This window comes from Pseudodesulfovibrio tunisiensis (assembly GCF_022809775.1).
In the GTDB taxonomy this organism is placed as follows: domain Bacteria; phylum Desulfobacterota; class Desulfovibrionia; order Desulfovibrionales; family Desulfovibrionaceae; genus Pseudodesulfovibrio; species Pseudodesulfovibrio tunisiensis.
The window spans coordinates 256,692-280,102 of sequence record NZ_CP094380.1 but is presented as its reverse complement, the minus strand read 5'-3'; the positions used below and the strand labels follow the sequence as shown (position 1 = coordinate 280,102).

Genomic DNA, 23,411 nt, shown 5'->3' with positions numbered 1-23,411 from the left:
CATACTTTGATACCAGCTAGGAGGTGATGGGCGGGCCGAAGCCCGCCCGTTGGTTACCATTTCTAGTTCTGTCCCATGATGGCGAGGGCCTTGTCGACCTTGGCCTTGCCGCCGATGGCTTCGTAGTACTCGGGCCACAGGGCGCGAGCCCTGTTCATCCATTCAGCCTCATCCTCGAGCTGCTCCAGCACCATGCCGTGCTTGATGCAGTTGTCCAGAGCGACCTGGTTCTGCTTGGCAACCCATTCCCACTCGTACTTGCAGGCTTCGGTGGCAGCCTTCTGCACCAGAGCCTGAGTAGTCTCGGGCAGACGCTGAAACCACTTCTCGGAGACGAGCAGCGGGCCGACCCAGAGCATGTAATGCAGGTCGGTGATGTACTTCTGCACTTCCCAGAACTTCTGGTCCTGATTGATGGAATGGGGATTTTCCTGACCATCGGCCACACCCTGCTGCAGGGCATTGAAGGTCTCGGACCAGGCCAGAGGATGCGGCTCCACGCCCCAGGAGCGGAAGGAATCAAGCTGGATGCGAACCTTGGGGACACGAATCTTGAGGCCCTGCAGATCGTCCAGCTTGGTGATGCTGTGCTTGGAGTTGGTCAGCACGCGGTAACCGCCGATCAGCCAACCCAGAGGACGGGTCTTGCTTTCCGCAGCAACGGAGTCGCCCAGATCCTTGACGAAGCCGTCATTGCCCAGGAGCGTGTAGGCATTTTCGATCTGGGGGAACAGATAGGGCAGAATGGCGATGGTTGCGGACGGAGCAAACGGAGTCAAATTACCAGCCGCCAGAACTGCCACGTGGATTTCGGAATCGCGAAGCTGTTTCACGTTCGCCTGCTCCGAACCCATGGAGCCACCCAGGAAAAGATTGACCCGAACCTTGCCATCGGATTCCTTTTCAATGATTTCCTTGAACTTCTCCAGCGCGACAGCATGGAGACTTCCGGTGGGATTGGCCGTGGCGGCCATGATCATGGTTCTCTGGTAGTCTGCCGCAAAAGCGGAAGTGGAACCTACCAGCAGCGCTGCGGCCATAAGCAGGATCAACATCTTTTTCATCATACACTCCAGTTTTGACAGGTTGAAAAGTATGTTTTCCGGCAATCAACGCCAGCAGCGCCGGAAAGAGACACTTAACTACTCCATTATCCCGATAGCTCGATCAATCTTGTCCTTGCCCCCGAGTACATCGTGGAACTGAGGCCAAATCGAACGAGCCTTCTTCTCCCAAACATCTTCATCCGTGAGTTTGTTCACGACCATGCCGTGCTCCAGACTCATCCGCAGGCATTTCTGATTCTCACCCTCGACCCAATCCCACTGATACCGGGTGGCTTCCTGCATGCACTTCTTGATCAGTGCACGATTCTGTTCAGGAAGACTCTGATACCACTTTTCGGAAACGCTGAAGGCAACCAGCAGCAAATGCACGCGCAGTTCCGTGATATATTTCTGAACTTCCCAGAATTTCCTGTCTCGGGTGCTCAAATGAGGATTGTACTGACCATCAGCCACACCCTGCTGAAGAGCATTGAACGTTTCGGACCAGGCCATGGGAAACCCTTCGGTGCCCCAGGCCTTGTAGGTTGCCAGCTGCAAATCGACAGCAGGAACCCGAATCTTGAGATCCTTGAGATCGTCGAGACAGGTAACGGGATGCTTGGAATTCGTAATATTGCGGTAACCGCTGATCAGCCAGCCGATGGGACGAGTGGAACTTTCACGGGCAATCCTGTCGCCCAGATCAGTCAGAAAACGATCATCGCCCAGAAGCTTGTGCGCCTTGTCAATGGAAGGAAACAGACCAGGCAGCACCAGCAGGGTTGCGCTGGGGGCAAACGGAGTCATGTTGTCGGCAGACAGAGCCGAAACATGCAGCTCTCCGGTCCTGAGCTGTTTGACATTGGCCTGTTCACTGCCCATGGTCCCACCAATGAAAGGCTGAACGCGGATGACGCCGTCGGATTCCTTTTCGATCAGCTTCTTGAATTCGGTTATGGCCACTTCATGAGAGCTTCCCGGAGGATTGGAGGTCGCAGCCAGAATGACCATCGGCTTCAATCCGGAGGCATTGACAACAGCAGCACACAGCGTCATGGCGAGAAGCAGGAAGAATACGAGAATTTTTTTCATCAGTCAGTTCCTTCTCAGTTACATGTTTCCGAAGTGCCAGCCAGCTTGTCCATCGATGGAATAAATTAGGAGGCCGTGCCGTTGTGTGCCGATTTTCACACGCTCCGTGCAAATAAGGTGCCTCACTTGTGAAAAGAAGAACAGTTCGATCAAGAAAAAATTTTAAGTCCTTTTATTTCAATAGGTAAACAAAGGTCGGGCAACGAAGACATGCCCCTTTCAACTATTGAAAACACAATATTATACGCCTTGCCAATCGATTCCACACCAGCAGAATACGCGTGGCTGTGAAACTTTTCACAGCGGTGTGGCAGCACGACAACACCAGAAGTGAAAATTCCGCAATTCAGACTGCAATAAACTGAAATAACAGGTTAAAAATGTAAATGTTGCAGCAGAACAACAGTTGCACTCTCGCAACAATTCTCTCCAACCCAAGGAAATAGCACAAAAAAAGAGGGGCCAAAGCCCCTCTTCCTTTCAAACCAGCGAATGAAACAAGCGGGTTACAAGCCGAGAACCTTCTGTGCGTTCCTGAACATGATCTGCTCCATGACATCCTCGGAAAGGCCAAATCCCTTGTACATGGCCAGCGCATCGCGGAAATCCGCACCGGGGTGCGCGCTGGCGAAAAGAATCTTGTCACCAATCAGATTGGCAGCGGCCTTCACATAGGATTCCCCACCGGGATGCCGCTCGTACTCCGAAAGCTCCATGTACACGTTTTCATTACGTTCAGTGATCATGATGGCTTCCTCTACCCAGGGATAGCCGCCGTGACTGATGATGATCTTGAGCTGCGGAAAATCACGGGCAACATAGTCGATGTAGCGGGGAGCAGCATGCTCCATGACTGCGCCGGGGACCAGAGTTCCCGGGCCAGTGGCCACGATCACCGGGATATCCAGTTCGCAGCACTTGCTGTAAACCGGGTAGTATCTGGCGTCATTCACGAACATCTTGGCAAGATAGGGGTCGATGCAGGCTCCATGCATGCCGTCTTCCCTGATGTCCTTGTCCAATTCGTAGATGGCGTCCATGCCGCGATTCGGGTCCACGCCCATGAAACCCAGAAACATGTCGGGGAATTCCCTGACAAAGGCCTTCACGCCTTCATTGTTGGATTTCGCATCGTATGTGCCGGAGCAGTCGCGGCCGGTGATGACGGCCTTGACGTACCCTTCCTTGCTGATCATGTCCACGACCTCGGGAACGCTCTGGGCATAGAGCCGGGTCAGATCCATCTTGGCAAACATGCCCTTGAACATGGTGCTCTTGGTAAAGCCGTCGATGGTCGCCTGAGTGTTGGGACGGAAACGAAAGTCAATAATATCCACTGGATTCTCCTTGCTGCGATGCCGCCCTATTATAATGTATACATGCGACATCCTGTGTTCTGGGAATCCTGAAGAGCAAGGTCGATGCCAGTTTGCATCACTTGTGTTTTGTCGAATGTGAAAAAAATCATGAAAAATTTAGTTGTTTAAAAACAATCAATTAAGTCAAAAAAGACCTTTTGGCCTCTAAAAGTCAGGCATGATTTCCGCTTTTTACCCGCCCCATGGAAGCACCATTTTTCACAAGCCGTTGCAACCCGCCACGCATGTGCAGCGCTGCAACACCGCATTCAACCCATTGCAATACATACGATAAAAAGCAGAAAGTTGCACCAATGCAACAGCTTCGTGATACATGGCATCCCCGATTGTGAAATTCGTGTCTACCTATTTTATCATTTAATACAGCATGTTATGAAATTGGCACTGTCGTTGCTTATGTGGAGGCATGCTGCGGGCAAGGCGCTCAAGCAGCGATTGTTCGTAACGGTAAATTTCCAGGATTTAATGAACTTGAACCTTTTTGCTGGAGAACTCTGATGTATAATTTGGATTGCTGCCTCTCCCCTCAGGAAGAGCGTATCGAAAAGAAGAGCATGGACCGTTCCGGCCGCGAACGCGTTTACGGAATCCTCGATTCCTTTCACATGACCACCCCGTACATCGACATCGAGCGTGCCCGCTACTTCACCGAATCCATGAAGCTGACCGAGGGCCAGCCTCTGGTTCTTCGCTGGGCCAAGGCTCTGCTGAACTGCGCCGAGAAGATGACCGTGTACATCACTCCCAATTCCCTGCTCGCCGGCCGCTCCGGCAAGCTCGGCCGCTACGGCATCCTCTACCCCGAAATCGACGGCGACTTCTACTTCACTCTCGCCGATCTGGACAAACGCGAAAAGAGCCCGTTCAAGATCACCCCGGAAGAAGTCAAGATCGTTCTCGAGGACATCGCTCCCTACTGGAAGGGTCGGACCTATCATGAGCACCTGAACAATGCCATGCCCGAGGACCTGCGCGGCGTGACCTACGACGACGACAGCGGCCTCAAGTCCAAGTTCGTTGTCTCCGAGACCTCTTCCTACCGCTCCGCCCTGCAGTGGGTGCACGACTACCCCAAGGTGCTGAAGCGCGGCTTCAAGGACATCCAGCGTGAAGCCCAGGAACGTCTGGACTCCCTCGACCACGAAAGCCCGATCGAAATGTGGGAGAAGAAGCCGTTCTACGAAGCCATGGTCATCGTGTGCGACGCCATCATGCTCTGGAGCCGCCGCCATGCCGATCTGGCTCGCGAACTGGCTGCCGCCGAAGAGAACGAGACCCGCAAGGCCGAGCTGCTCAAGCTTGCCGAAATCTGCGAACGCGTGCCTGCCGAGCCTGCCCGCAATTTCCATGAAGCCGTGCAGTCCCAGTGGTTCACCCAGATGTTCTCCCGCATCGAGCAGAAGGCTTCCGCCATCATCTCCAACGGCCGCATGGACCAGTACCTGTTCCCCTACTACGAACAGGACATCAAGGCCGGTGTGCTGACCCCGGAAGGTGCCAAGGAGCTGCTGGAAAACATGTGGGTCGAGATGGCTCAGTTCATCGACCTGTACATCAACCCCACCGGCAACGAGTTCAACGAGGGCTATGCCCACTGGGAAGCCGTGACCATCGGCGGCCAGACCCCGAACGGCAAGGACGCGACCAACGAACTGACCTACCTGTTCCTGGAATCCAAGCGCGAATTCCCCATGAACTACCCTGACCTGGCTGCACGCATCCACTCCCGCAGCCCGGAACGTTTCATCCACGAAGTCGCCCTGACCATCAAGGACGGCACCGGCTTCCCCAAGCTGATCAATGACGAGGAAATCGTTCCCCTGTACGCGATCAAGGGCGCGCCTCTGGATCAGGCTCTGGACTACTCGGTTTCCGGCTGCACCGAAGCCCGCATGCCGAACATCGAAACCTACACTTCCGGTTGCGTGTACATCAACTTTGCCACTGCCATCGAGATGACCATGCACAATGGCCGCATGCTCAAGTACGGCAGCGAAGTCGTGGGTCTGGAAACCGGCGATCCCACCACCTTCAAGACCTGGGACGAATTCCACGAAGCCTACCTGAAGCAGCACCACAACCTGCTCGCCAAGGCTTTCCGCCAGCAGTACATCGTGGACTGCCTGCGCCCCGAGCACTTCGCGACCCCGTTTGCCTCCGTGCTGCACGACCTGTGCATGGACAAGGGCAAGGACCTGCAGAGCCAGCACATCGAAGGCGGTCTGGAATACTCCTACTTCGAATTCCTGGGCTACGGCACGGTTGTCGACTCCCTGAGCGCCATCAAGAAGCTGGTCTTCGAGGACAAGAAGCTGACCATGAAGGAAGTCGTGGATGCCATCAATGCCAACTTCGAGGGACATGAGGAAGTCCGCGAAATCCTGAAGACCGCTCCCTGCTACGGCAACAACGATCCCTATGCGGACACCATTGCCCGCGAGCTGGATAGCGTCTGCCAGGAGTTCGCCCACAAGTACTCTCTGGAACGCGGCGTGAACCTCGACGTTCGCTACGTGCCCATCACTTCGCACGTGCCTTTCGGCAAGGTCGTTTCCGCGACCCCGAACGGTCGTCCGGCATGGACTGCCCTTTCCGACGGTTCCTCCGCCTCTCACGGCGCCGACAAGAAGGGCCCCACTGCTGTTCTGATGTCCAACTACCACTCCAAGAACAACGGCCTGATGAACCGCGCTTCCCGTCTGCTCAACGTGAAGCTCTCCCCGAAGGTCGTCGAGGGCGAGGAAGGCACCCGCAAGGTCGTGGACATGATCCGCACCTGGTGCGACCTCCATCTCTGGCACCTGCAGTTCAACATCGTGAACCGCGAAACCCTGATCGCCGCTCAGAAGGATCCTGACAACTACCGCGATCTCATCGTTCGCATCGCCGGATACTCCGCATACTTCTGCGACCTTTCCCGCGACCTGCAGAACGACATCATCAACCGCACCGAACATCAGATGATGTAGCCGGTTGACCATGTAGGACCTCAGGGGGGCAGTTTCGGACTGCCCCCCTGTTTCCCCGATTTTCCACAAACGTCTTTTCCGCACAGGTCGGACCGATTACAAAGAGCAAGCCCCATGAACGCTACGAAAGGTATAGTTTTCAACATTCAGAATTTCTCCGTCCATGACGGAAACGGAATCAGAACCCTTGTCTTTCTGAAAGGCTGCCCTCTGCGCTGCTTCTGGTGCAGCAATCCGGAATCCCAGCTCAGGCAGCCTGAGATGGGCTTCAATCCCGACCGTTGCCTCGGCACCGACAAATGCACCCGTTGCATAAGGAAATGTCCCAACGACGCGATTTCGCAGACCGATGACAATCTCATCATGATGAATCCGGACAAGTGCCAGCACTGCTTCACCTGCGCGGACAACTGTGCGGCTGGTGCGCTGAATGTCTACGGCAAGGAAATGACCGTGGACGAAGTGATCGAGGAAGTGGAAAAGGAATCGCTTTTCTACGCGCGTTCCGGCGGCGGCATGACCCTTTCCGGCGGAGAGGCCACGGCCCAGCCCGAATTCGGTATTGCCCTGCTCAAGGAAGCCAGACGCCGACGCATCCATACGGCCATGGAATCCTGCGCTTGCGTGAAATGGGAAGTGTTCAGGGAATTCTGCGCCAACCTCGACCAGCTCATGGTCGACCTGAAGGCGTTCGACGAAGACCTGCACAAAAAGGGAACCGGCGTGGGCAATCAGCTCATCAAGGAAAACATTCTCAGGGCCATCGAGGAATTCCCGAACCTGTCCATTCTGGTGAGAACGCCCGTGATTCCCGGCTTCAACGACAATGCCGAGGAATTGCGGAAAATCATCGGCTTTCTGCCGGTCCGCCCGAACGTCCGCTACGAAATGCTGCCCTACCACAGGATGGGCCAGCCCAAATACGCCTATCTCGGCCGCGAATTTCCCATGGGCAAGGCCGAAATCTCCGAGGAATTCATGCGCTCGGTCAAACCCATGGAAATCATGGCCAACGAACGCTTCGGCAAGGCGAAATGACCTCTTTCCCCCAGTAGGCTGATATGTCTGTCCCTGAATGGCATATCAGCCTACCGCCCCTTGCATACCACACCTGCCTTCCTCTCTTCTCCCCCTCGGCAAGGTGATACAAAGGCAGCCTTTCGAGGCTGCCTTTGCCGTTGCAAAACAGACACCCTTTCAAAGGCTACAGGCAGGCAATGCAGTAATGCAGGATCAGGCAGCCCAGGCCGAGGCAGAACAGACCAAAGGCGCCCCGGAGCCAGCGGGTGCTGGAAAGGATCTCCTGCTCGTCCGCCATGTAGACCTGATCCATGTATTGCATTTCGGAGCGGACCTTGTATCTGGGGGTAAACACCCAAAGGCATATGAGCATGGAAAGCGCGAACAGGACTATCGGCAGATAGAACAGCCATCCCCGGGGCTGCGCGACATCCTCGAACACGCTGCAATGCAGTGCCACGAAAGCGATGTTTGCCGCAGCCAGCATGCCGGAATACGCAACAAGATGGGACAGAATCTGCCCGTAACGAGCCCGCATCAGATCGAGCTCGCGCTTCTCCTCTTCATCCAGCTCCCTGCCCTTCCGCTCCTGAAACCAAGGATTGTCAGCCATTGAAAATCTTCCCGCAGTGGCAGCATTGATACCTCGTTCCCGTGTTCAGAAACGCGCCAGTCCGCTTGAGACTCCTGTCAGCCCTGCCTGGGGCCGGATCAATCACCTTCACCTCGATTTTCGGGACAGGCATGTCGTCGGATGTGAGAATGCGTTTGCTTCTCAACCGATGCATGCGCTTGTCCAGCGAAATCCTGTTCGCGAAAAAACGCCGATGCATCCGCGAGGTTATCGGTCCGAAAAGTCTGTGCGGTCCGCTTGAACCGCATCGAGGGCATTGCATGGCCCCTCCTTGCATCGTCAACTGAATGGTTCGAGGGAATTCCCGCCCGGACGAAAGGCGCATGCCAAAAGCATCAAGGCAGAGGAACCGCATGCATGCGGTTCCTCTGCCTATCAAAAATTGCAGCACATATACACCCCGACGGGGCACAACATGCCAAAAGGTACCGAGCCGATGAAGTCGTCCATTCCACAAGCGGAATGGCCCCTCGGAAATCAGCCAAGCTCCCTGCTGCGCTCATATGCCTTGCGCACTGCATCCATGATGTTTCCGCGCACTGCGGTCCGATCGAAATGCGTCAATGCGGCAATGGTGGTCCCGGCCGGAGCAATGGCCATCTCCTTGAGCATGCTGACATGTTCCGCGGACGTTTCCGCCATGCGGCTCGCCCCGGCAAAAAGCTTCTTGACCATGGGGGAAGCAACGTCCCGATGCAGTCCGAGTTCGACACCGGATTCGATCATGGTTTCGATGAGATAGAAAATGAATGCCGGCCCAGACCCGATGAGTGCGGTAAAGACGTCGAGTTGATCTTCGGTCAAAACATGCACATCCCCCAAGGATTGAAACATGCGCTGGACAAATGCCTTCTGCTGTTCGGTAAGTGTCTCGTCATCCTGACAAATGGCGGTCACGCCTTCCTGAATCAGCACCGGGGTGTTGGGCATGGCCCGGATGACCGGACAAATGTTGCGGATGCTATTCTGGAGGGACTCCAGGGTCAGCCCCGCGGCAATGGACACCAGACACTTCTCCCGTGTCAGCGCAGGGACCATTTCAGGCCAGATTCCCTGCACCTGCTGCGGCTTGACGGCCAGAACAATGAAATCGGATTTCTCCGTCAGCTCCTGCACACTCCGACACGGAACAAGCCCGGTTTCTTCGGCCAGTTTCAACAGCTTGCCACGAGTCTGATTCAGGCCGTACAAGGTAAAGCCCCGGGTTCCGGCAAGAGCGCGGATAATTGCTCCTCCCATATTTCCGGTTCCCAGAAAACCAACGTTCATATCACGCCTCCACGGTTGTATTTTTGGCAAGAATTGTTCTGGCCGCTGCCGTCATTCCGCCGGTCGGCCCTGCTATATGCCGCAACTCCTGCAACTTGTTGCGCAGATCGGACAAATGATTCGGATTGCGCAGCCAGGCGACAATCTGACGATAATAGCTGTCCGCGTTGGCCCTTTCCTGCAGATATTCGGGAAAGAGTTCCTTCTGGAACAGGATGTTGGTCAAACTGACAAACCGGGAAAAGGCCAACCGCCGCACGAGAAACGCGGCCGGACGATCCAGCTTGTAGCTCACGATGGTCGGCGTGCCGATCAGGCCGGTTTCAAACGTGGCAGTGCCGGAGGCAGCCAGAACCAGACTGGATTCCCGAATCATCTGAAAGCGTTCCTCGGGCTCCACAATGGCAACCGGCAGATCGTCCGGCCAGAACCGCCGCAGATGCTTTTCGCTTATGCCCGGAGCCCGGGCAATGCGAAACGTCATCCAGGGCATGTTTCGCCGAATCCGCCGCGCTGCCTCGGCAAAATCCGGCAGAAGAAAGGCAACCTCCTTTCGCCTGCTGCCCGGCATGATGCCGATCTGACGCTGGTTCGGAGCAATCCGGTCGAGCGACTGCAACGGAATGATATCCTGAAGCGGATGCCCGGCATATATGGCTCGGCACCCTCTGTTCTGAAAATATTCCGGCTCGAACGGCAAGGCGCAGATGATGTTGCGCACATGCTTCTGCATGGTCTTCATGCCCTGTTGCTTCCAGGCCCAGAACTGGGGCGCCATGAAGTAGTACACCGGAATGTTCATGGTACGCGCCGCCTTGATGAGAGGGATGTTGAAATCCGGGCAATCGACCATGACAATGCAGTCGGGGCGATCGCGCTTCCAGAATTCGACAATCCTCCGCTGCAAACGGAAAATGCCCGGCAAGCCGCGCAGTACATCCAGAAAACCGGAAAAGCAGATCAGCTCCATAGGGAAATGCACCACGCCCCCGGCCCGGGAAAACATCGCGCCCCCCATGCCCCCGATCTCCAGCCCCGGACACAACCTGAGCATTTCCCGGGTCAAGGCCCCGGCATACATGTCACCGGACGCTTCGCTGCAATTTATCCATACTTTTCGAAACACCATTCCTCCGCAATTCCAATGCCAGCATGGAGACCGCAAGAATGATCAGGGAAAACCCGATCCAGCCGGCAACACTGAAATTCTCACCCCAGAAAACGCACACCCAGATCGTGCCCAGAATCGGTTCCAGATTGCAGAACACCGCGACATGCACCTGGGGAATGCGCTTCAGACTCTGCCCATACGCCCAGAATGCCATGTAGCCGGTAAAGACCGCAGTCATCGCGAGATCAAGCCATGTCTGTGCAGTGTACGGCACGTGAAACGTAATGAACGGCAGCAAAACAAGAGCCCCCCCAAGCTGCATGTACGCATAGATGACTTCGGTCTCGTACTTCCTTTGCCAGTAGTTCAGAAAAGGATACTGCAAGCCGTAGCAGAGTCCGGAAGCCACACCGCACAGTATGCCCGGAAGCGAGGGCTCGGTTTGCATGCTTCCGCCGGAAGCCGCCAGAAAAATCACGCCGCAAAGAGCTGTGCCAATGGCCAGCCATCGTTTTTTCGAAACTTCCTCATGCGAAATGAATCTTGAAAACACGGCGACCCAGACCGGAGCCGTGTACAGCAGAATCTCCCCCATGGCCGCACCACTGTGCCGCATGGACATGAACAGCACATAGTACAGGCCGCCAACTCCGAACATGCCCCAGACCATGAACAGAAGGGCCCGACTCGGTCTGATTCTCAACGAATGCAGGCAGACGGCATGGATTCCGAAGCACAGGCATCCCAGAAAGGCTCGCCAGAAGGAAATCTCCAGCGGAGCAAGACCTGCCGCAAACAGATTTCTCGACAGCAGCGTCATCAACGACCAGCAGAAAGAGGCCAGAATGACAAACCCATACCCGGAAAAGGCCCTGTTCATGGCGAACTCGCTTGAAGACGGTTACCGCTTTGCAGCAAGGGGGATGCCTCCGGGGGGCGATCCCGAGAGACATCCCCACAACGGGAGTATATCGATTATGTTCTATGCGTTGACATGCGCCTTTGCCGTTGAAACGCGGTTAACGAACTTGGGCGAGGTTTCCGGAGCCAGAAGCTGGCAGACGACACCGCCGATCAGCAGGGTGGCGATGCAGCATCCCAGAGTCACGGTCACGCCGTACTGTTCCATGATGACGGGGAGCATCCAGGTGCCCATGCCCGCGCCGATGCGGCTGGCGGCAATGGTCAGCCCCACACCGGAGCCGCGAAGCTCGGTCGGGAACAGTTCCGGCGGATAGAGCCACTCCGCCACGATGGAAATGGCCAGAACCGTGGAGAAGGTGGCCAGAAGAACCAACGCGATGGTCGGAGGCATGTTCTGCCAGACGGTCATGAGCGTCAGCACCGCACCCGCGCCGTAGAAGGTCCACATCAGGAACGCCCGGCGCGAGATCTTGTCGGCAATCAGAATGCCGATCAGCACGCCGACCATGGTGAATCCGTTGTAGAGCATTCCGGAGGCGTGCGGATTGGCGATGTGCAATCCCTCCACGACGACCGGGAGGAAGATGCTGATGGCAAAGAAGGGAAGCACCTGACACAGGAAGAAGGTGCAGGACGTCACGGTGCTGCGCCACAATTCCGGGCTGAACAGCCTGAGCAGGGATGCGGAAGCCACCTGCTTTTCCTCGACCGGCAGCCTGTACCCGTTTCCGATGTGCATCTGGATGAGAGCCAAGCCCTCCTTCGCACGGTTCTGGGCCTGCAGCCATACCGGCGACTCAGGCGTTCCAAGGCGGACAGCCAGAGTGATCAGGGCAAACACGGCCGAAGAACAGATGATCCAGCGCCAGCCGTTTTCGCCCATGTCGCCCATGGAGGCGATGAGCAATCCGAGGAAGTAGGAAATGATGTAGCCGAAGGTCCAGGCGGCCATGAGCCAGCTCATCATCTTCGTCCGAATCTTCTCGGGAGTCCATTCGCTCAGCAGGGCAACGCCGACCGTGTAGTCGGCACCGACGCACATGCCCAGCAGGAATCGCACGATCACCAGCAGCAATGTATCCGAAATGAAGAACTGCACCAGAGACAGCGCCAGGCTGACAATGGCGACCCAGGCAAACGTGGACTTTCGTCCCAAACGGTCGATGATGATCCCGGTCAGCAGGCTTCCGAGCAGAATGCCGAAAAGGGAACCGGCTCCAACCAATCCCATCCAGAACCCGTCGAGTCCCAGAGGACCGGCGGCATATGTCAGGGCGATTCCGACAATGCCAAGAATGTACCCGTCACAAATCTGCCCCATATAGGTGCCGACCGCAATTTTCTTGTGAATTGCGGAGAAAGGAGCATCATCAAAGCAAATTCCGTTTTTTCCTACAGGCGCCATTGCACTCTCTCCTTTTTGGAAGTGGATTACGGAAAGGGGACACAATACATTTGAAAATGGCAGGCTTATTCCTTGTAGGCTATCGCATCCATCTCCAGCAGGCAGCCGTGAGCGAGTTCATTCGCTCCCAGACACAGGCGGGCCGGACGGTGATTTCCCATGAATTCGGCATACACTTCATTGAAGCCATCAAAGTCGTCCATGGTGCTCAGGAACACGGTTGTCTTGGCAATGTCCGAGATATCGAGTCCGGCGGCATCCAGTACGGCCTTGAGATTGATCAGGGTCTGAAAGGTCTGCTGCTTGATGTCGATCCCGACGACATTGCCGTTCACGGGATGAAACGGGACCTGACCACAGATGTAATAGGTATTTCCGGCCTTCACGCAGTGGCTGTAAGGGCCTATCGCTTCACAGGATTCGGCAGAATTAAAGAATTCCATTTCATTCTCCTTTGGATAAGGGGCTCCTGCGGGAAGGATGCCGAGGGTGATATCAGCATCCTCCCCCATCATGCAGGAGTTGGCGAGGGAGGTGATAGTGTTATATTTCGGATTTCGCGTTGAACTCTTCGTACATGAGCCTGCACTTGGCGCCCATGGTCAGGAACGGTTCGGGCGGAAGCCGCTTGGGAGTGGAGATCTCCTTGAGGAATTCCAAGCGATCACTGGAGATTCCGCTGACCCATTCCGCCAGGTAGTAGCCGAGCAGACTGGTCTTGGCCACGCCCGCGCCTTCGCCGCAGGCCGATGCAAACACGGTGGGGAACTTCTGCATCATCAACGGGCGGAAGTTCATGGTCATATTGATCATCCCGCCATAGACGTACTCGAAATTGACGTGCTTGAGTTCGGGATAGCGACTCTCGTACGCCTTGCGCAGCTTGGGGATGGACCGCATGATGCGCTGATGCGAGGTGGTCAGGTGGGTTGCAAAGGAGAAGCCGTTGCGCACGAAGATGCGATTGTCGCGGGTGAACCGGACAGTGGTTCCGGCGGGGTGACCGGAAGTACAGCCCCAGGGCTTGACGCCTTCGAGGTGACGCATCTCCTCGTCCGTGAACTGGCGGGTGAACGCACCGTAGGAAAGCACCGGGCAGAACACCTTCTTGACGATGCCGAATTCCTGGATGAAGGGACCACCGGTAACCAGAACGAACTTGGACTGAACCCGCTGTCCGCTCCTGAGCACGATGCTCGTCGGGCTGCCTTCATCAATGCGCATGACCGGGCATTCCTCGAAAACGTCAACGTTCTCGGGCATCACGGTAAACATGCCGCGCAACACGTCAGCCGGGTTGATGAGCACGGTGCCTGAGGTGTACAGGGCCTTCTTGTAGTACCGGGTGCCGGTACGGCGGTACAGGTCCTCGCCCTCGACGACCTCGTAGGAGCAGTTCATCCTCTTGAGTTCGTCCATCTCGTGCTGCATGAGCTTGAAGCTCTTTTCCTCGGCGCAGCAGAGGTACTTGCCGCAATGGTCCCAATCAACGTCTTCAATACCATTGTTCTTGATGGTCTCTTCCATCCAGTTGATGATGAAGGTATTGAGCCTGAAGTACCTCTGATTCTCCTCGAAGGAGGAAGCGCCCTGGTCGCCGAAGTCGTGCGGCACGTCGATGATGAAACCGGCGTTCTTGCCGCTGTCGTTGTTGCCGATCTTGATGGCTTCGAACACGGCGATATCCGCATCCGGATGGAGCTCGGCCAGATGCCGCGCCGCAGCCTGTCCGCCGTAACCGGCGCCAACGACAATATAGTCGTACTTGTTCTTGATTTCGGAATGGTGCTTGAACTGATGGTCCTTGTACGCGGACATTTCCAGCCAGCCCTGACCCGTGGTTGTGGGATACAGCTTCACCTCACGCATGATACAACCCTCTTGTTATGTGGTTTTGCTTTATGCCTTAGTCGTGCAAAATGATTCTCGCATCCGCTACGGCCAAGCCCTTTTCCAATGCAAAGACGGGATTGAGATCGACTTCCGCGATTCCGCGCATTTCATTCACCAACTGCGAAATGACGCACACGGTTTCAGCCAGCGCTTCCAGATCGCAAGGCTTGCTGCCACGCGCACCCTGAAGCATTCCCAGTCCCTTGATTTCACGAATCATGCTACGGCAGGACGGCATGTTCACCGGAGCGACCCGGAAGGCAACGTCCTTCAGGATTTCCACGAAAATACCGCCAAGACCGAACATCACTGTGGGGCCGAAGGTATTGTCATGGCTCGAACCGATGATGCACTCGACGCCACCGGGAAGCATGGCAGTCATCATGACGCCAAAGATGTCGGCATCGGACTTGTACGTACGGCCATTGCCGACCAGCCGTTCAAAGGCCTCGCGAGCCTTGTCCTCGGAATCGATGTTCAATGCCACGCCGCCGGCATCGGTCTTGTGCAGAATGTCGGGGGAAACGATCTTCATCACGACCTTGCCGCCGATCTTTCCGTAGAATTCCGCAGCTTCATCCGCATTCGTGGCCAGATAATCCTCTTCAATATTCAGGCCATACGCACGCAGAATGCTTCTGGCTTCCGTTTCCACCAGATTGGTGCGGCCGGAATCCCTGACAGCCTGAATGATGGCTTCGGTCTTTTCCTTGCGGTCGGAAGGCATGGCAGGCAGTTCCTCGCCAGCCTCTTCAGCCAGTGCCTTCCTGATATCGCTGTACTCGACGATCAGCCCCATGTTTCTGACGGCGGCGTCGACCTCGCCAAAGACAGGCACTCCGTGTTCACTGATGTAGTCCAGGCATTCGGGATGCTGTGGCTGGTAGATGGAATGCATGACGACCGGCTTGTCGCTGGCGGTAATCCGCTCGACCATGCTCTTGGCCACGTCCATTTCCAGCACCCTGAATTCCTCGGACAGATCGGCATACCCGCCGTAGAGTCCGACGATGACCACGCCGTCCACATCCGGATCGTTCAGCAGCACATCCAGGCAGCGGTCGAATACCCACATGTCGGCTTCAGGCGTTCCGGCCAGATCAACCGGGTTCTTGATGGGGCAATGCGGCATCAGGATTTCGCGCAGCTTGGCCTGCGTTGCATCGGAAAGGACCGGTGCCTTCAGTTCGAACTTCTCGGCAAAGTCCGTGGCCATGACGCCGTGTCCGCCGCCATCGGTCAGAATGGCGATACGCTTGCCCTTGGCGGGTTTGCACTTGGAGAACGTTTCAGCGGCATCCAGCAGCTGACCGGGGCTGTCCACGCGAATGACTCCGGCCTGCTTGAGCGCGGCATCGAAGATCTTTTCGCTTCCGGCAAGGGAACCGGTGTGGGATGCGGCGGCACGGGCTCCAGCAGCGCTGCGGCCGATCTTGATCGCAGCAATGGGGACCTTGGCCGCAGTCCGCTTGGCGGCTTCGATGAACTTGCGTCCGTCTTCCTCGTCTTCAACACGCAGGCCTTCCATGTACAGAAGCAGGACCTTGGTGTTGTCGTCCATTTCTATATATTCAACGAAATCGTGGAACCGCATGTCCATCTGGTTGCCGATCGTGGCCCAGCAGCTGTAGCCGAGGTTCCTGGATTTCGCATTGAAATTGATGTCGATGCCGAAATTGCCGCTTTGCAGCACCAGACTCATGGGGCCGGGGGCCAGATCGATGATGCTGGCATTCATGCTCTTGGCAGCGCTGTAGGTTCCCATGCAGTTGGGACCCTGCACGCGCATGTTGCCCTTGCGGGCAATCTCGAGCATCTTGCGCTCCAATTCCTTGCCCTCCGGTCCGGTCTCGCCGAAACCGGTGGAAACAACGATCGCGCACTTGACGCCCTTTTCGACGCACTGCTCCATGACAGGCAGAATGTATTTCGGGGCAATGGCGATAATGGCGAGATCCACTTCACCGGGCACCGAAAGGATATCCGGATACGTGGGATGGCCGAAGATTTCGCCACCGGAACGGGAAATGAGATATATGTCCCCATCGAACCTGTTTTCAATCAGGCTTTTCGCTGTCCAGTAACCGTACTTCTTCGAATTGGAAGAAGCACCGATCAGCGCGACGCTTTTGGGTTGAAAAAGAGGTACCAGATCGCTCATGGAAAACTCCTTGTCGAATTCATCCCCGATGCAGGTCGGGGATGAATCAATATTATTTTTCTACGACAACACCAATAGCCATATCGGGACAGATCGTGCCGCAGATGTCACACAGGACGCACTTGTCCGGATTTGCGCGGACAACATAGTTGTAGCCCTGACCGTTGATCTTTTCGCCAATGGCGAGAACACCCTTGGGGCAGTTGTCGACGCAAAGGCCGCAGGCCTTGCAACGACGCGTATCTATGACATGATGTTTCTCAGCCATTGGAGCACTCCTTTTCCATCGCGGCATATCCGGCCCGCAATGCATCAATGTTCAAACCGACGAGCTGAGGCTTCTTGGCCCCCATGGTCTCGTGAACGATTTCCTCCACTGTTTCCAGCTTCAGGAGTTTGGTCTTGGCCAGAACCGCACCAAGCATGACCATGTTGGCGCAACGCACGGTGCCGAGTTCAACGGCAGTATCCGAAACCGGGAGAAACGCCTGCTCAAAGCCTTCCGCATCCCTCGGCTTCTCCACCATGGAGCTGTTCGTGAACAGCACGCCGTCGGGCACCACGCCGTCGAAACAGTTGTCGTAGATGGACTGGCTGAGAGCCACGGCGATGTCCGCGTCATTTTCCACAATGGGGCTGCCGATGGCCTCGTCCGAGACGATGACGTATGCGGTGGAGTCGCCGCCGCGCTGCTCGATGCCATAGGTCTGGGTCATGACGACCTTCAGATTTTCCTTGATGGCGCCGAGGCAGACCATTTTCGCCATAAGCGCGGAGCCCTGCCCGCCGGAACCTGAAAACATACACTTATGCAACATCGCCCTGCTCCGTTTCGTCCTTGAAGACCTGAGGTTTAAAGTAGTCGATCATCTGATTTCCGCACCAGTCGTAGGCATCCTTGACCTTCTTCTTGAGTCCGGTCGGGCAGGGAACGATGACTTCCACAAAGGAATAGCCCAGTCCCTTGACCTGACATTCAAAGGCCTTCTGGATGCTCTTTCTGGCCTTGCGGACTCCCTTGGGAGTGGCAACGGTTTCCCGGGCCAGATATTTCACGCCGGGCATGGCCCGCATCATTTCCGGCACGAGAAGCGGATAGCCCTGCGTGGAGGTGTCGCGGCCCTTGACCGTGGTGGCCGTGACCTGGCCTTCCAGAGTCGTGGGGGACATCTGGCCGCCGGTCATGCCGAACACGGTGTTGTTGACCATGATGGTGGTGATGGGCATGCCCTTGTTGGCCGCGTGCAGCAGGTCGCCAAGGCCGATGGCGCAGGTGTCACCATCACCGGCGTAGGTGAAGACGATATTGTTCGGCATTGCCATCTTGTAACCGATGGCAAAGGAGGGAGAACGGCCATGGGTGGCTTCGATGGCGTCGATATCCATATAGTGATGGGAGAATCCGCCACAGCCGATGCCCACGATGCCGACGGTCCGCTCCATGACACCCAGCTTTTCGATGGCCTCGGCCACGAGTCTGGTCACAATTCCGTGCCCGCAACCTGGGCAATAGCTGGTCAGCTTGTCCAGATTCAGTGTTTTCCCGTATTTGGCGCTGAGATTTTCCATTGCTTACTTCTCCAGAATTCTGTTTGCTTCGGCAATCATGTCTGACAGGGTGTACATGGGCAGGTCTCCGCCGGTCTTGCCAAGAAAATGGACAGGAATCCGTCCGTTCACGGCCAGTCTGACATCGTCGACCATCTGTCCGAGGTTCATCTCGACCACCAGAATGTCCTTCACGGAATCGGGCAGGGCTTCGAAGGCGCGATCCGGGAAGGGCCACAGGGTAATGGGCCGGATGAAGCCAACCTTCTTGCCGTCGGCGCGCATCTTGGCGACGAGGTCCTTGCACATGCGGCCGTGAATGCCGAATGCCGCGACTACCAGATCGGCGTCCTCGACCCCTTCGGATTCCCAGAGCTGCTCGTTCTCGCGAATCCTTTCGTACTTGGCGCGAAGCATCTCGTTCATCTCGTAGCCATCCTGATGCGAATAGCTGCCGGTGATGAGGGCCCGCTTGGGATGATCCTGCGTTCCGGTGAACGCCCAATCCGTGGTATCGAATTCGGCGGAATAATCGTTGTAGGCAGGCAGAGTCGTGGATTCCGTGGTCTGGGCACTGACGCCGTCCACGACAAAGAGAACCGGAGTGCGGTACTTGTAGGCCAGCCGAATGCCATGCGGCATGATGTCGGCGATCTCCTGGCCCGAGGACGGAGCCAGAACGATGACATGGTAATCGCCGTGTCCGCCGCCGCGAGTGGCAACATAGTAGTCGCTCTGGGCGCCGAGGATGTCGCCGTCGCCGGGACCGACACGCATGGAATCGAGCATGATGCAAGGCAGTTCCGCAGCGCACATGAAGCCGACGGCTTCGTGCATGAGGGTCATGCCCGGACCGGAGCTGGAAGTCGCCACCAAGGTCCCGGAACAGGCTGCGCCAGCCAGAGCACTGGACACGGCCAGCTCGCTTTCCATCTGCATCATCTGCCCGCCGTATTTCGGCAGAATCACGGCCATGCGCTTCATGACATCAGTCGCCGGAGTGATCGGGTAGGCGAAGTGATACTTCACGCCGCAACGGGCGAGACTCTCGGCAAAAGTCTCAGTGTTTTTCAAGAACAAGGTTTCCTGGGTCATGCTTACCTCAATGAACTTCAGTTAGGGTTCGTTCTTTTAATCGCAACGACTAGGTCCCACTATGTGGTATGGCGTACCACCAATTTTGATAAAATTTTTTACGCCCCGTCGGGCGTCAACTCATTCCACATTATGGTACTCTGTACCACTTGTTTTGACCCTAGCTAAGCCAAGCCGTCGCGTCAACCCCCCTCCGCATATTGATCGAGCTTTTTTCACATGTTCAACTATTATAGTTCGATATTTACTCACTCCATCGCGAATATTTATCACCCAGCCGGATAGAAAAGCGTCAGTAAAATTCAGAAAGCATATTGACATCATCGTCCGACTTTTTTAATCTTACCACAAAATGGTACAACATGTTGAGAAACGGTATAGCTTTTTGAGTCACTGCACCTATAACGCCCCGCTAGAATTGCTGCTCACCTGGCTGCCGAGATGCAACCAGAAAACGCCCGAATTGTGACACGGTTCTTCGGAAAAGCAGGAGAGGAATTATGCCGAAAGTAGGAGAAACGGACGACCGAAGAAGACTCAACCATTTTACCTTCTGGCCAGGATTCCTGCTATTGCTTGGCGGGATCACCCTGGGACTGACCTACCACGAGTATCTCGCGGCCATCCTGAAAACGGTCATGGAGTGGATTCATGTGAACTTCGGGTGGCTGGAAGTCTCCTTGGCGATCATCATCATCATGTTTACCGTGGGAATAGCCCTTTCCCCCATCGGAAACATCAGACTCGGAGGCAAGGACGCCAAACCGGAATTTACTTTCTGGCAGTGGTTTGCCCTGTCGCTGTGCGGCTGCATCGGCATCGGCATTCTGTTCTGGGCCATGGGGGAACCCATCTATCACATGATGCAACCGCCTCTCAGCCTCCACATCACTCCCGGCACAAAGGACGCAGGCGTTTTTGCCATCGCCCAAACCACGCTGCACTGGACCATCGCCCAGTACTGTTTCTATACCATCTGTGGCGTGGCCATCGCCCTGGTGAGCTACAATCGCAACTATCCGCTCTCGGTAGCTGCCGGAATGTATGCACTTTTCCCCAAAAAATCGCGCCCGGTCCTGACGGCAACCGTGCATGCGATCTGTCTGTTCTCCCTCTGCTGCGCCATTGCCACCAGCATGGGGGCCGGGCTCATGCAGATAGGCAGCGGAACCGGAATGATCTTCGACTACGTACCGGGCCACAAGACCTGGGCCGCTGCGGCAGCGATCATAATCCCCATCTATGTCATCTCTTCCTATTCCGGTCTGAAAAAAGGCATGCGCATCCTGTCCTCCGGGACCACGAAAGCCTTCTTCTTCTTCATGGGGCTGGTTCTCTTTCTGGGCCCCACCCTGTTCATTCTGGGAATCGGCGTCGAGTCGTTCGGCTACTTCGCGAACAACTTCTTCCGCAACAGCACGCTGCTCAACACCATGCAGGTCGATGACAAATGGCCCATGCAGTGGCTCGTCCCGTACATGGAAATCTTCTTCATCTTCGCTCCGCTGCTCGGTCACTTTCTGGCCCGCATGGGCAAGGGACGAACCATCCGCCAGTTCATTCTGGTCAACATCATCCCGCCGACCGTGTTCTGCCATTTCTGGATCGCAACCTTTGGCGGCACCGCGGTCTTCTTCCAGTGGAGCGGACTGTACGATGTCTGGTCCGGCATTCATGAATTCGGCATGGAATCCATGGTGTACATACTGCTTTCCCAGTTCCCGTACAGCAAGGTACTCATGGCGATATTCGTCATCACCATCGTGTTCTCCTTCGCAACCATGACGGACTCGCTGGTCGCCACACTGGCCATCATATCCACCAAGGGAGTCCGCGCCAGCGAGGAACCGCCCAAGCACCTGAAAATCATCTGGGGCATCGTCACCGGACTCATTGCCTACGTTCTTTGCGTATGTGGAGGAATCGAACCGGTTCGAGGGCTCATCTCCCTTGCCGGCTTCCCCATGATGATATTCACTTTTGCCATGTGCATTTCACTTGTAAAGGATGGTATATATTTGTTAAGCAAACCCGATTGGCTAGACACGGAAACCGAAAAGAACTAACAGAAAGTGCCTTCCGCTAGCTGGAAGGCACTTTTTTTCACTAACAACCAGCAACAGACAAGACCTTTGGGTAACACATGCCGCAGAACGAAAAATACTACATGATGCGTTCCTTGGAAAAAGCACTTTTCGTCATCGAAACCATGGCTACGCAAAGCAACTGGACTCTGAAGGCACTCAATGCGGCCTGCTCCATTCCCAAGGGTACCCTGCAACGCATTCTCCGAACTCTTGAAGAATTGGGATATGTCCGCCAAGTGGAACGTGGCGGCTCCTATGCGTTGACCCTCAAGTTCCACAAGCTGGGCAAGCAGATCGTGTCGCAAAGCAACATTGTCTCCATGCTCCGGCCCGTTCTTCAGGGACTCCGGGACAAGGTGAATGAAACCGTGAACCTGAGCGTGCTTTCCGACGTGGAAATGGTTGTCATCCATCAGACGACATCCAACCATGCCCTGCGCATGGATTCGATCATCGGCACGTCCTTCCCGGCCTATCTTTCAGCATCGGGCAAAGTGTTTCTCGCCTTCCTGCCCGAAGACGAACTGCGAAACTTCATCAGGGAACTGCGAAGCAGCGACGCAGCCATCGATACCGACAAGATAAACATCCTCTACAAGGAAATCACCGCTGTCCGCGAACAGGGCATCGGTCTGGACTTCGAGGAACTGTTCAAAGGCATACGGTGCATCGCCGCCCCCGTGTTCGATGACTTGGGGAAAATCGTCGCAACCATCAGCTGCTCCGTCCCCACGGTGCGTCTGGATCAGACCCTGTCCCAAAAACTGCTTCAGGAAATCCCCCTGGCAGCGGTCGAAGCTTCAAAACTGTTCGAGGCACCCCCTCGTTCCTTCAGCTTCGATTTGCACGCAATCGCCGACGCTCTGGTCAACCCGTAGCGTCAGGGAGGCGGCACCACAAAAGCCGACCTGCATCGACTCATCACGAAAGAAGGTCCGCATCAGAGCAACGCTGGTGCGGACCTTCTTCATCCATATCAACAGATGGAAAGATTGGAGAACGACTCTCCCACGACAGAACGTCTCCCCCGAGGCTTGCGCTTGCACAATTGCCAGTCCGACAATACGAACATCATCGCTTGACAATAAGGTTTAGGAACTTTACAAAACAATCATGAACAGCAAGGCCGAATCCATAAAGGTGCTCACGAGCCGCCTGATGCGCATCATCAACAAACACTCGCGCATCGAGGAACTCCCCATCCGTACAGGCAAAAACACCGGGCTGACAGCCAAGGAAATCCATTGCCTGAATGCCATCGGCCAGCAGAAAGGCATCAACATCAAGACCATTGGCGACGTGCTGGGCGTAACAAAAAGCGCAGCCTCACAAATGGTCGGCAAGCTGGAGAAAAAGGGATTCGTCAAAAAAGAGAAGGCGTTGGACAACGACAAGGAAATCCTGACCTACCTCACGGCCGAAGGCTGGAATGCCTTCAACGCCCACAAGGAATTCCACGAGCGCCATCTGGAAACCCTTGTCAAACAACTGGATGAATTTCCGGACACCCAACTGGCAGTGACTGCCGCCATCCTCGCAGCCGTTGAAACCGTCGTGGACAATCGGATTGCCGAACTGTTCGGCGACTAATCCCTGCGCGGAAGCACTGAAAGTCCCCCTTCCCCTCTTCAGCAACAATTTTCTTCCTCCTGCCAATACATTGCGGGCATAATCCCCCCCTGTCGCCCCCCCCCCAGCCGGAAAGACCTCTTCGTAAAAAGCCGCAGGCAACGGCTCAAGGGCATTCCTGTCCTTCCGCAACATCCTTCATCCCACAA

Annotated in this window: 20 protein-coding genes; 5 read left to right on the top strand and 15 right to left on the bottom strand. The window is 55.7% G+C overall.

What is annotated here, in order from left to right; all coding sequences use genetic code 11:
* Nucleotides 1-62: 62 nt before the first annotated feature.
* The 3 genes from MPN23_RS01425 to MPN23_RS01415 all read right to left on the bottom strand — a co-directional run bounded on the left by MPN23_RS01425 (nt 63) and on the right by MPN23_RS01415 (nt 3,475).
* A complete protein-coding gene (locus MPN23_RS01425; RefSeq protein WP_243545690.1) occupies nt 63-1,064 on the bottom strand; it encodes a TRAP transporter substrate-binding protein in 1,002 nt (333 codons plus the stop codon).
* A gap of 78 nt (nt 1,065-1,142) precedes the next feature.
* Complete coding sequence (locus tag MPN23_RS01420) at nt 1,143-2,138, bottom strand: TRAP transporter substrate-binding protein (RefSeq protein WP_243545689.1); 996 nt, start codon at nt 2,136-2,138, stop codon at nt 1,143-1,145.
* A 506-nt stretch (nt 2,139-2,644) separates the two neighbouring features.
* Nucleotides 2,645-3,475: an amidohydrolase family protein gene (locus tag MPN23_RS01415; RefSeq protein ID WP_243545688.1), complete on the bottom strand. Its 831-nt coding sequence runs from the start codon at nt 3,473-3,475 to the stop codon at nt 2,645-2,647.
* A gap of 539 nt (nt 3,476-4,014) precedes the next feature.
* Here MPN23_RS01415 and hpsG point away from each other — a divergent pair.
* Complete coding sequence (hpsG, locus tag MPN23_RS01410) at nt 4,015-6,486, top strand: (2S)-3-sulfopropanediol dehydratase (RefSeq protein ID WP_243545687.1); 2,472 nt, start codon at nt 4,015-4,017, stop codon at nt 6,484-6,486.
* Nucleotides 6,487-6,600: 114 nt separating this feature from the next.
* Complete coding sequence (hpsH, locus tag MPN23_RS01405) at nt 6,601-7,524, top strand: (2S)-3-sulfopropanediol dehydratase activating enzyme (RefSeq protein WP_243545686.1); 924 nt, start codon at nt 6,601-6,603, stop codon at nt 7,522-7,524.
* A gap of 166 nt (nt 7,525-7,690) precedes the next feature.
* On the opposite strand, the gene MPN23_RS01400 is transcribed toward hpsH, so the two are convergent.
* The 12 genes from MPN23_RS01400 to MPN23_RS01345 form a co-directional block, all read right to left on the bottom strand.
* Nucleotides 7,691-8,119, bottom strand: coding sequence for a hypothetical protein (locus MPN23_RS01400; RefSeq protein ID WP_243545685.1), 429 nt, complete (start codon nt 8,117-8,119; stop codon nt 7,691-7,693).
* 498 nt (nt 8,120-8,617) lie between these two features.
* Nucleotides 8,618-9,409 (bottom strand): pyrroline-5-carboxylate reductase, encoded by a 792-nt coding sequence (gene proC / locus MPN23_RS01395; RefSeq protein ID WP_279388685.1) that lies wholly within the window; start codon nt 9,407-9,409, stop codon nt 8,618-8,620.
* Nucleotide 9,410: 1 nt separating this feature from the next.
* Nucleotides 9,411-10,535, bottom strand: a complete 1,125-nt coding sequence (gene lpxB, locus MPN23_RS01390) for a lipid-A-disaccharide synthase (RefSeq protein WP_243545683.1) — start codon at nt 10,533-10,535, stop codon at nt 9,411-9,413.
* Entirely contained in the window at nt 10,492-11,400 is a 909-nt protein-coding gene (locus MPN23_RS01385) for a DMT family transporter (RefSeq protein ID WP_279388684.1), read from the bottom strand. Before MPN23_RS01385 ends, lpxB begins: the two co-directional genes overlap by 44 nt.
* A 102-nt stretch (nt 11,401-11,502) precedes the next feature.
* Nucleotides 11,503-12,765, bottom strand: coding sequence for an MFS transporter (locus MPN23_RS01380; RefSeq protein ID WP_243545681.1), 1,263 nt, complete (start codon nt 12,763-12,765; stop codon nt 11,503-11,505).
* Between the two features lie 149 nt (nt 12,766-12,914).
* Nucleotides 12,915-13,292: a RidA family protein gene (locus MPN23_RS01375; RefSeq protein ID WP_243545680.1), complete on the bottom strand. Its 378-nt coding sequence runs from the start codon at nt 13,290-13,292 to the stop codon at nt 12,915-12,917.
* 100 nt (nt 13,293-13,392) lie between these two features.
* Nucleotides 13,393-14,718 (bottom strand): NAD(P)/FAD-dependent oxidoreductase, encoded by a 1,326-nt coding sequence (locus MPN23_RS01370; RefSeq protein WP_243545679.1) that lies wholly within the window; start codon nt 14,716-14,718, stop codon nt 13,393-13,395.
* A 37-nt stretch (nt 14,719-14,755) separates the two neighbouring features.
* Nucleotides 14,756-16,903 (bottom strand): acetate--CoA ligase family protein, encoded by a 2,148-nt coding sequence (locus MPN23_RS01365; RefSeq protein WP_243545678.1) that lies wholly within the window; start codon nt 16,901-16,903, stop codon nt 14,756-14,758.
* A gap of 52 nt (nt 16,904-16,955) precedes the next feature.
* Nucleotides 16,956-17,171 (bottom strand): 4Fe-4S binding protein, encoded by a 216-nt coding sequence (locus MPN23_RS01360; protein WP_243545677.1) that lies wholly within the window; start codon nt 17,169-17,171, stop codon nt 16,956-16,958.
* Nucleotides 17,164-17,721, bottom strand: a complete 558-nt coding sequence (locus MPN23_RS01355) for a 2-oxoacid:acceptor oxidoreductase family protein (RefSeq protein WP_243545676.1) — start codon at nt 17,719-17,721, stop codon at nt 17,164-17,166. The genes MPN23_RS01360 and MPN23_RS01355 overlap by 8 nt, the downstream gene beginning before the upstream one ends.
* Nucleotides 17,711-18,472, bottom strand: a complete 762-nt coding sequence (locus MPN23_RS01350) for a thiamine pyrophosphate-dependent enzyme (RefSeq protein WP_243545675.1) — start codon at nt 18,470-18,472, stop codon at nt 17,711-17,713. The genes MPN23_RS01355 and MPN23_RS01350 overlap by 11 nt, the downstream gene beginning before the upstream one ends.
* 3 nt (nt 18,473-18,475) lie before the next feature.
* Nucleotides 18,476-19,525 carry a pyruvate ferredoxin oxidoreductase gene (locus MPN23_RS01345; RefSeq protein WP_243545674.1) on the bottom strand — a complete coding sequence of 350 codons (1,050 nt, stop codon included), beginning with the start codon at nt 19,523-19,525 and terminating at the stop codon, nt 18,476-18,478.
* 521 nt (nt 19,526-20,046) lie between these two features.
* Here MPN23_RS01345 and MPN23_RS01340 point away from each other — a divergent pair.
* From MPN23_RS01340 to MPN23_RS01330, 3 genes are all read left to right on the top strand, one after another.
* Nucleotides 20,047-21,612, top strand: coding sequence for a BCCT family transporter (locus MPN23_RS01340; protein ID WP_243545673.1), 1,566 nt, complete (start codon nt 20,047-20,049; stop codon nt 21,610-21,612).
* 77 nt (nt 21,613-21,689) lie between these two features.
* Nucleotides 21,690-22,511: an IclR family transcriptional regulator gene (locus tag MPN23_RS01335; protein ID WP_243545672.1), complete on the top strand. Its 822-nt coding sequence runs from the start codon at nt 21,690-21,692 to the stop codon at nt 22,509-22,511.
* A gap of 235 nt (nt 22,512-22,746) precedes the next feature.
* Nucleotides 22,747-23,223 carry a MarR family winged helix-turn-helix transcriptional regulator gene (locus MPN23_RS01330; protein WP_243545671.1) on the top strand — a complete coding sequence of 159 codons (477 nt, stop codon included), beginning with the start codon at nt 22,747-22,749 and terminating at the stop codon, nt 23,221-23,223.
* The last annotated feature ends 188 nt before the right edge of the window (nt 23,224-23,411 follow it).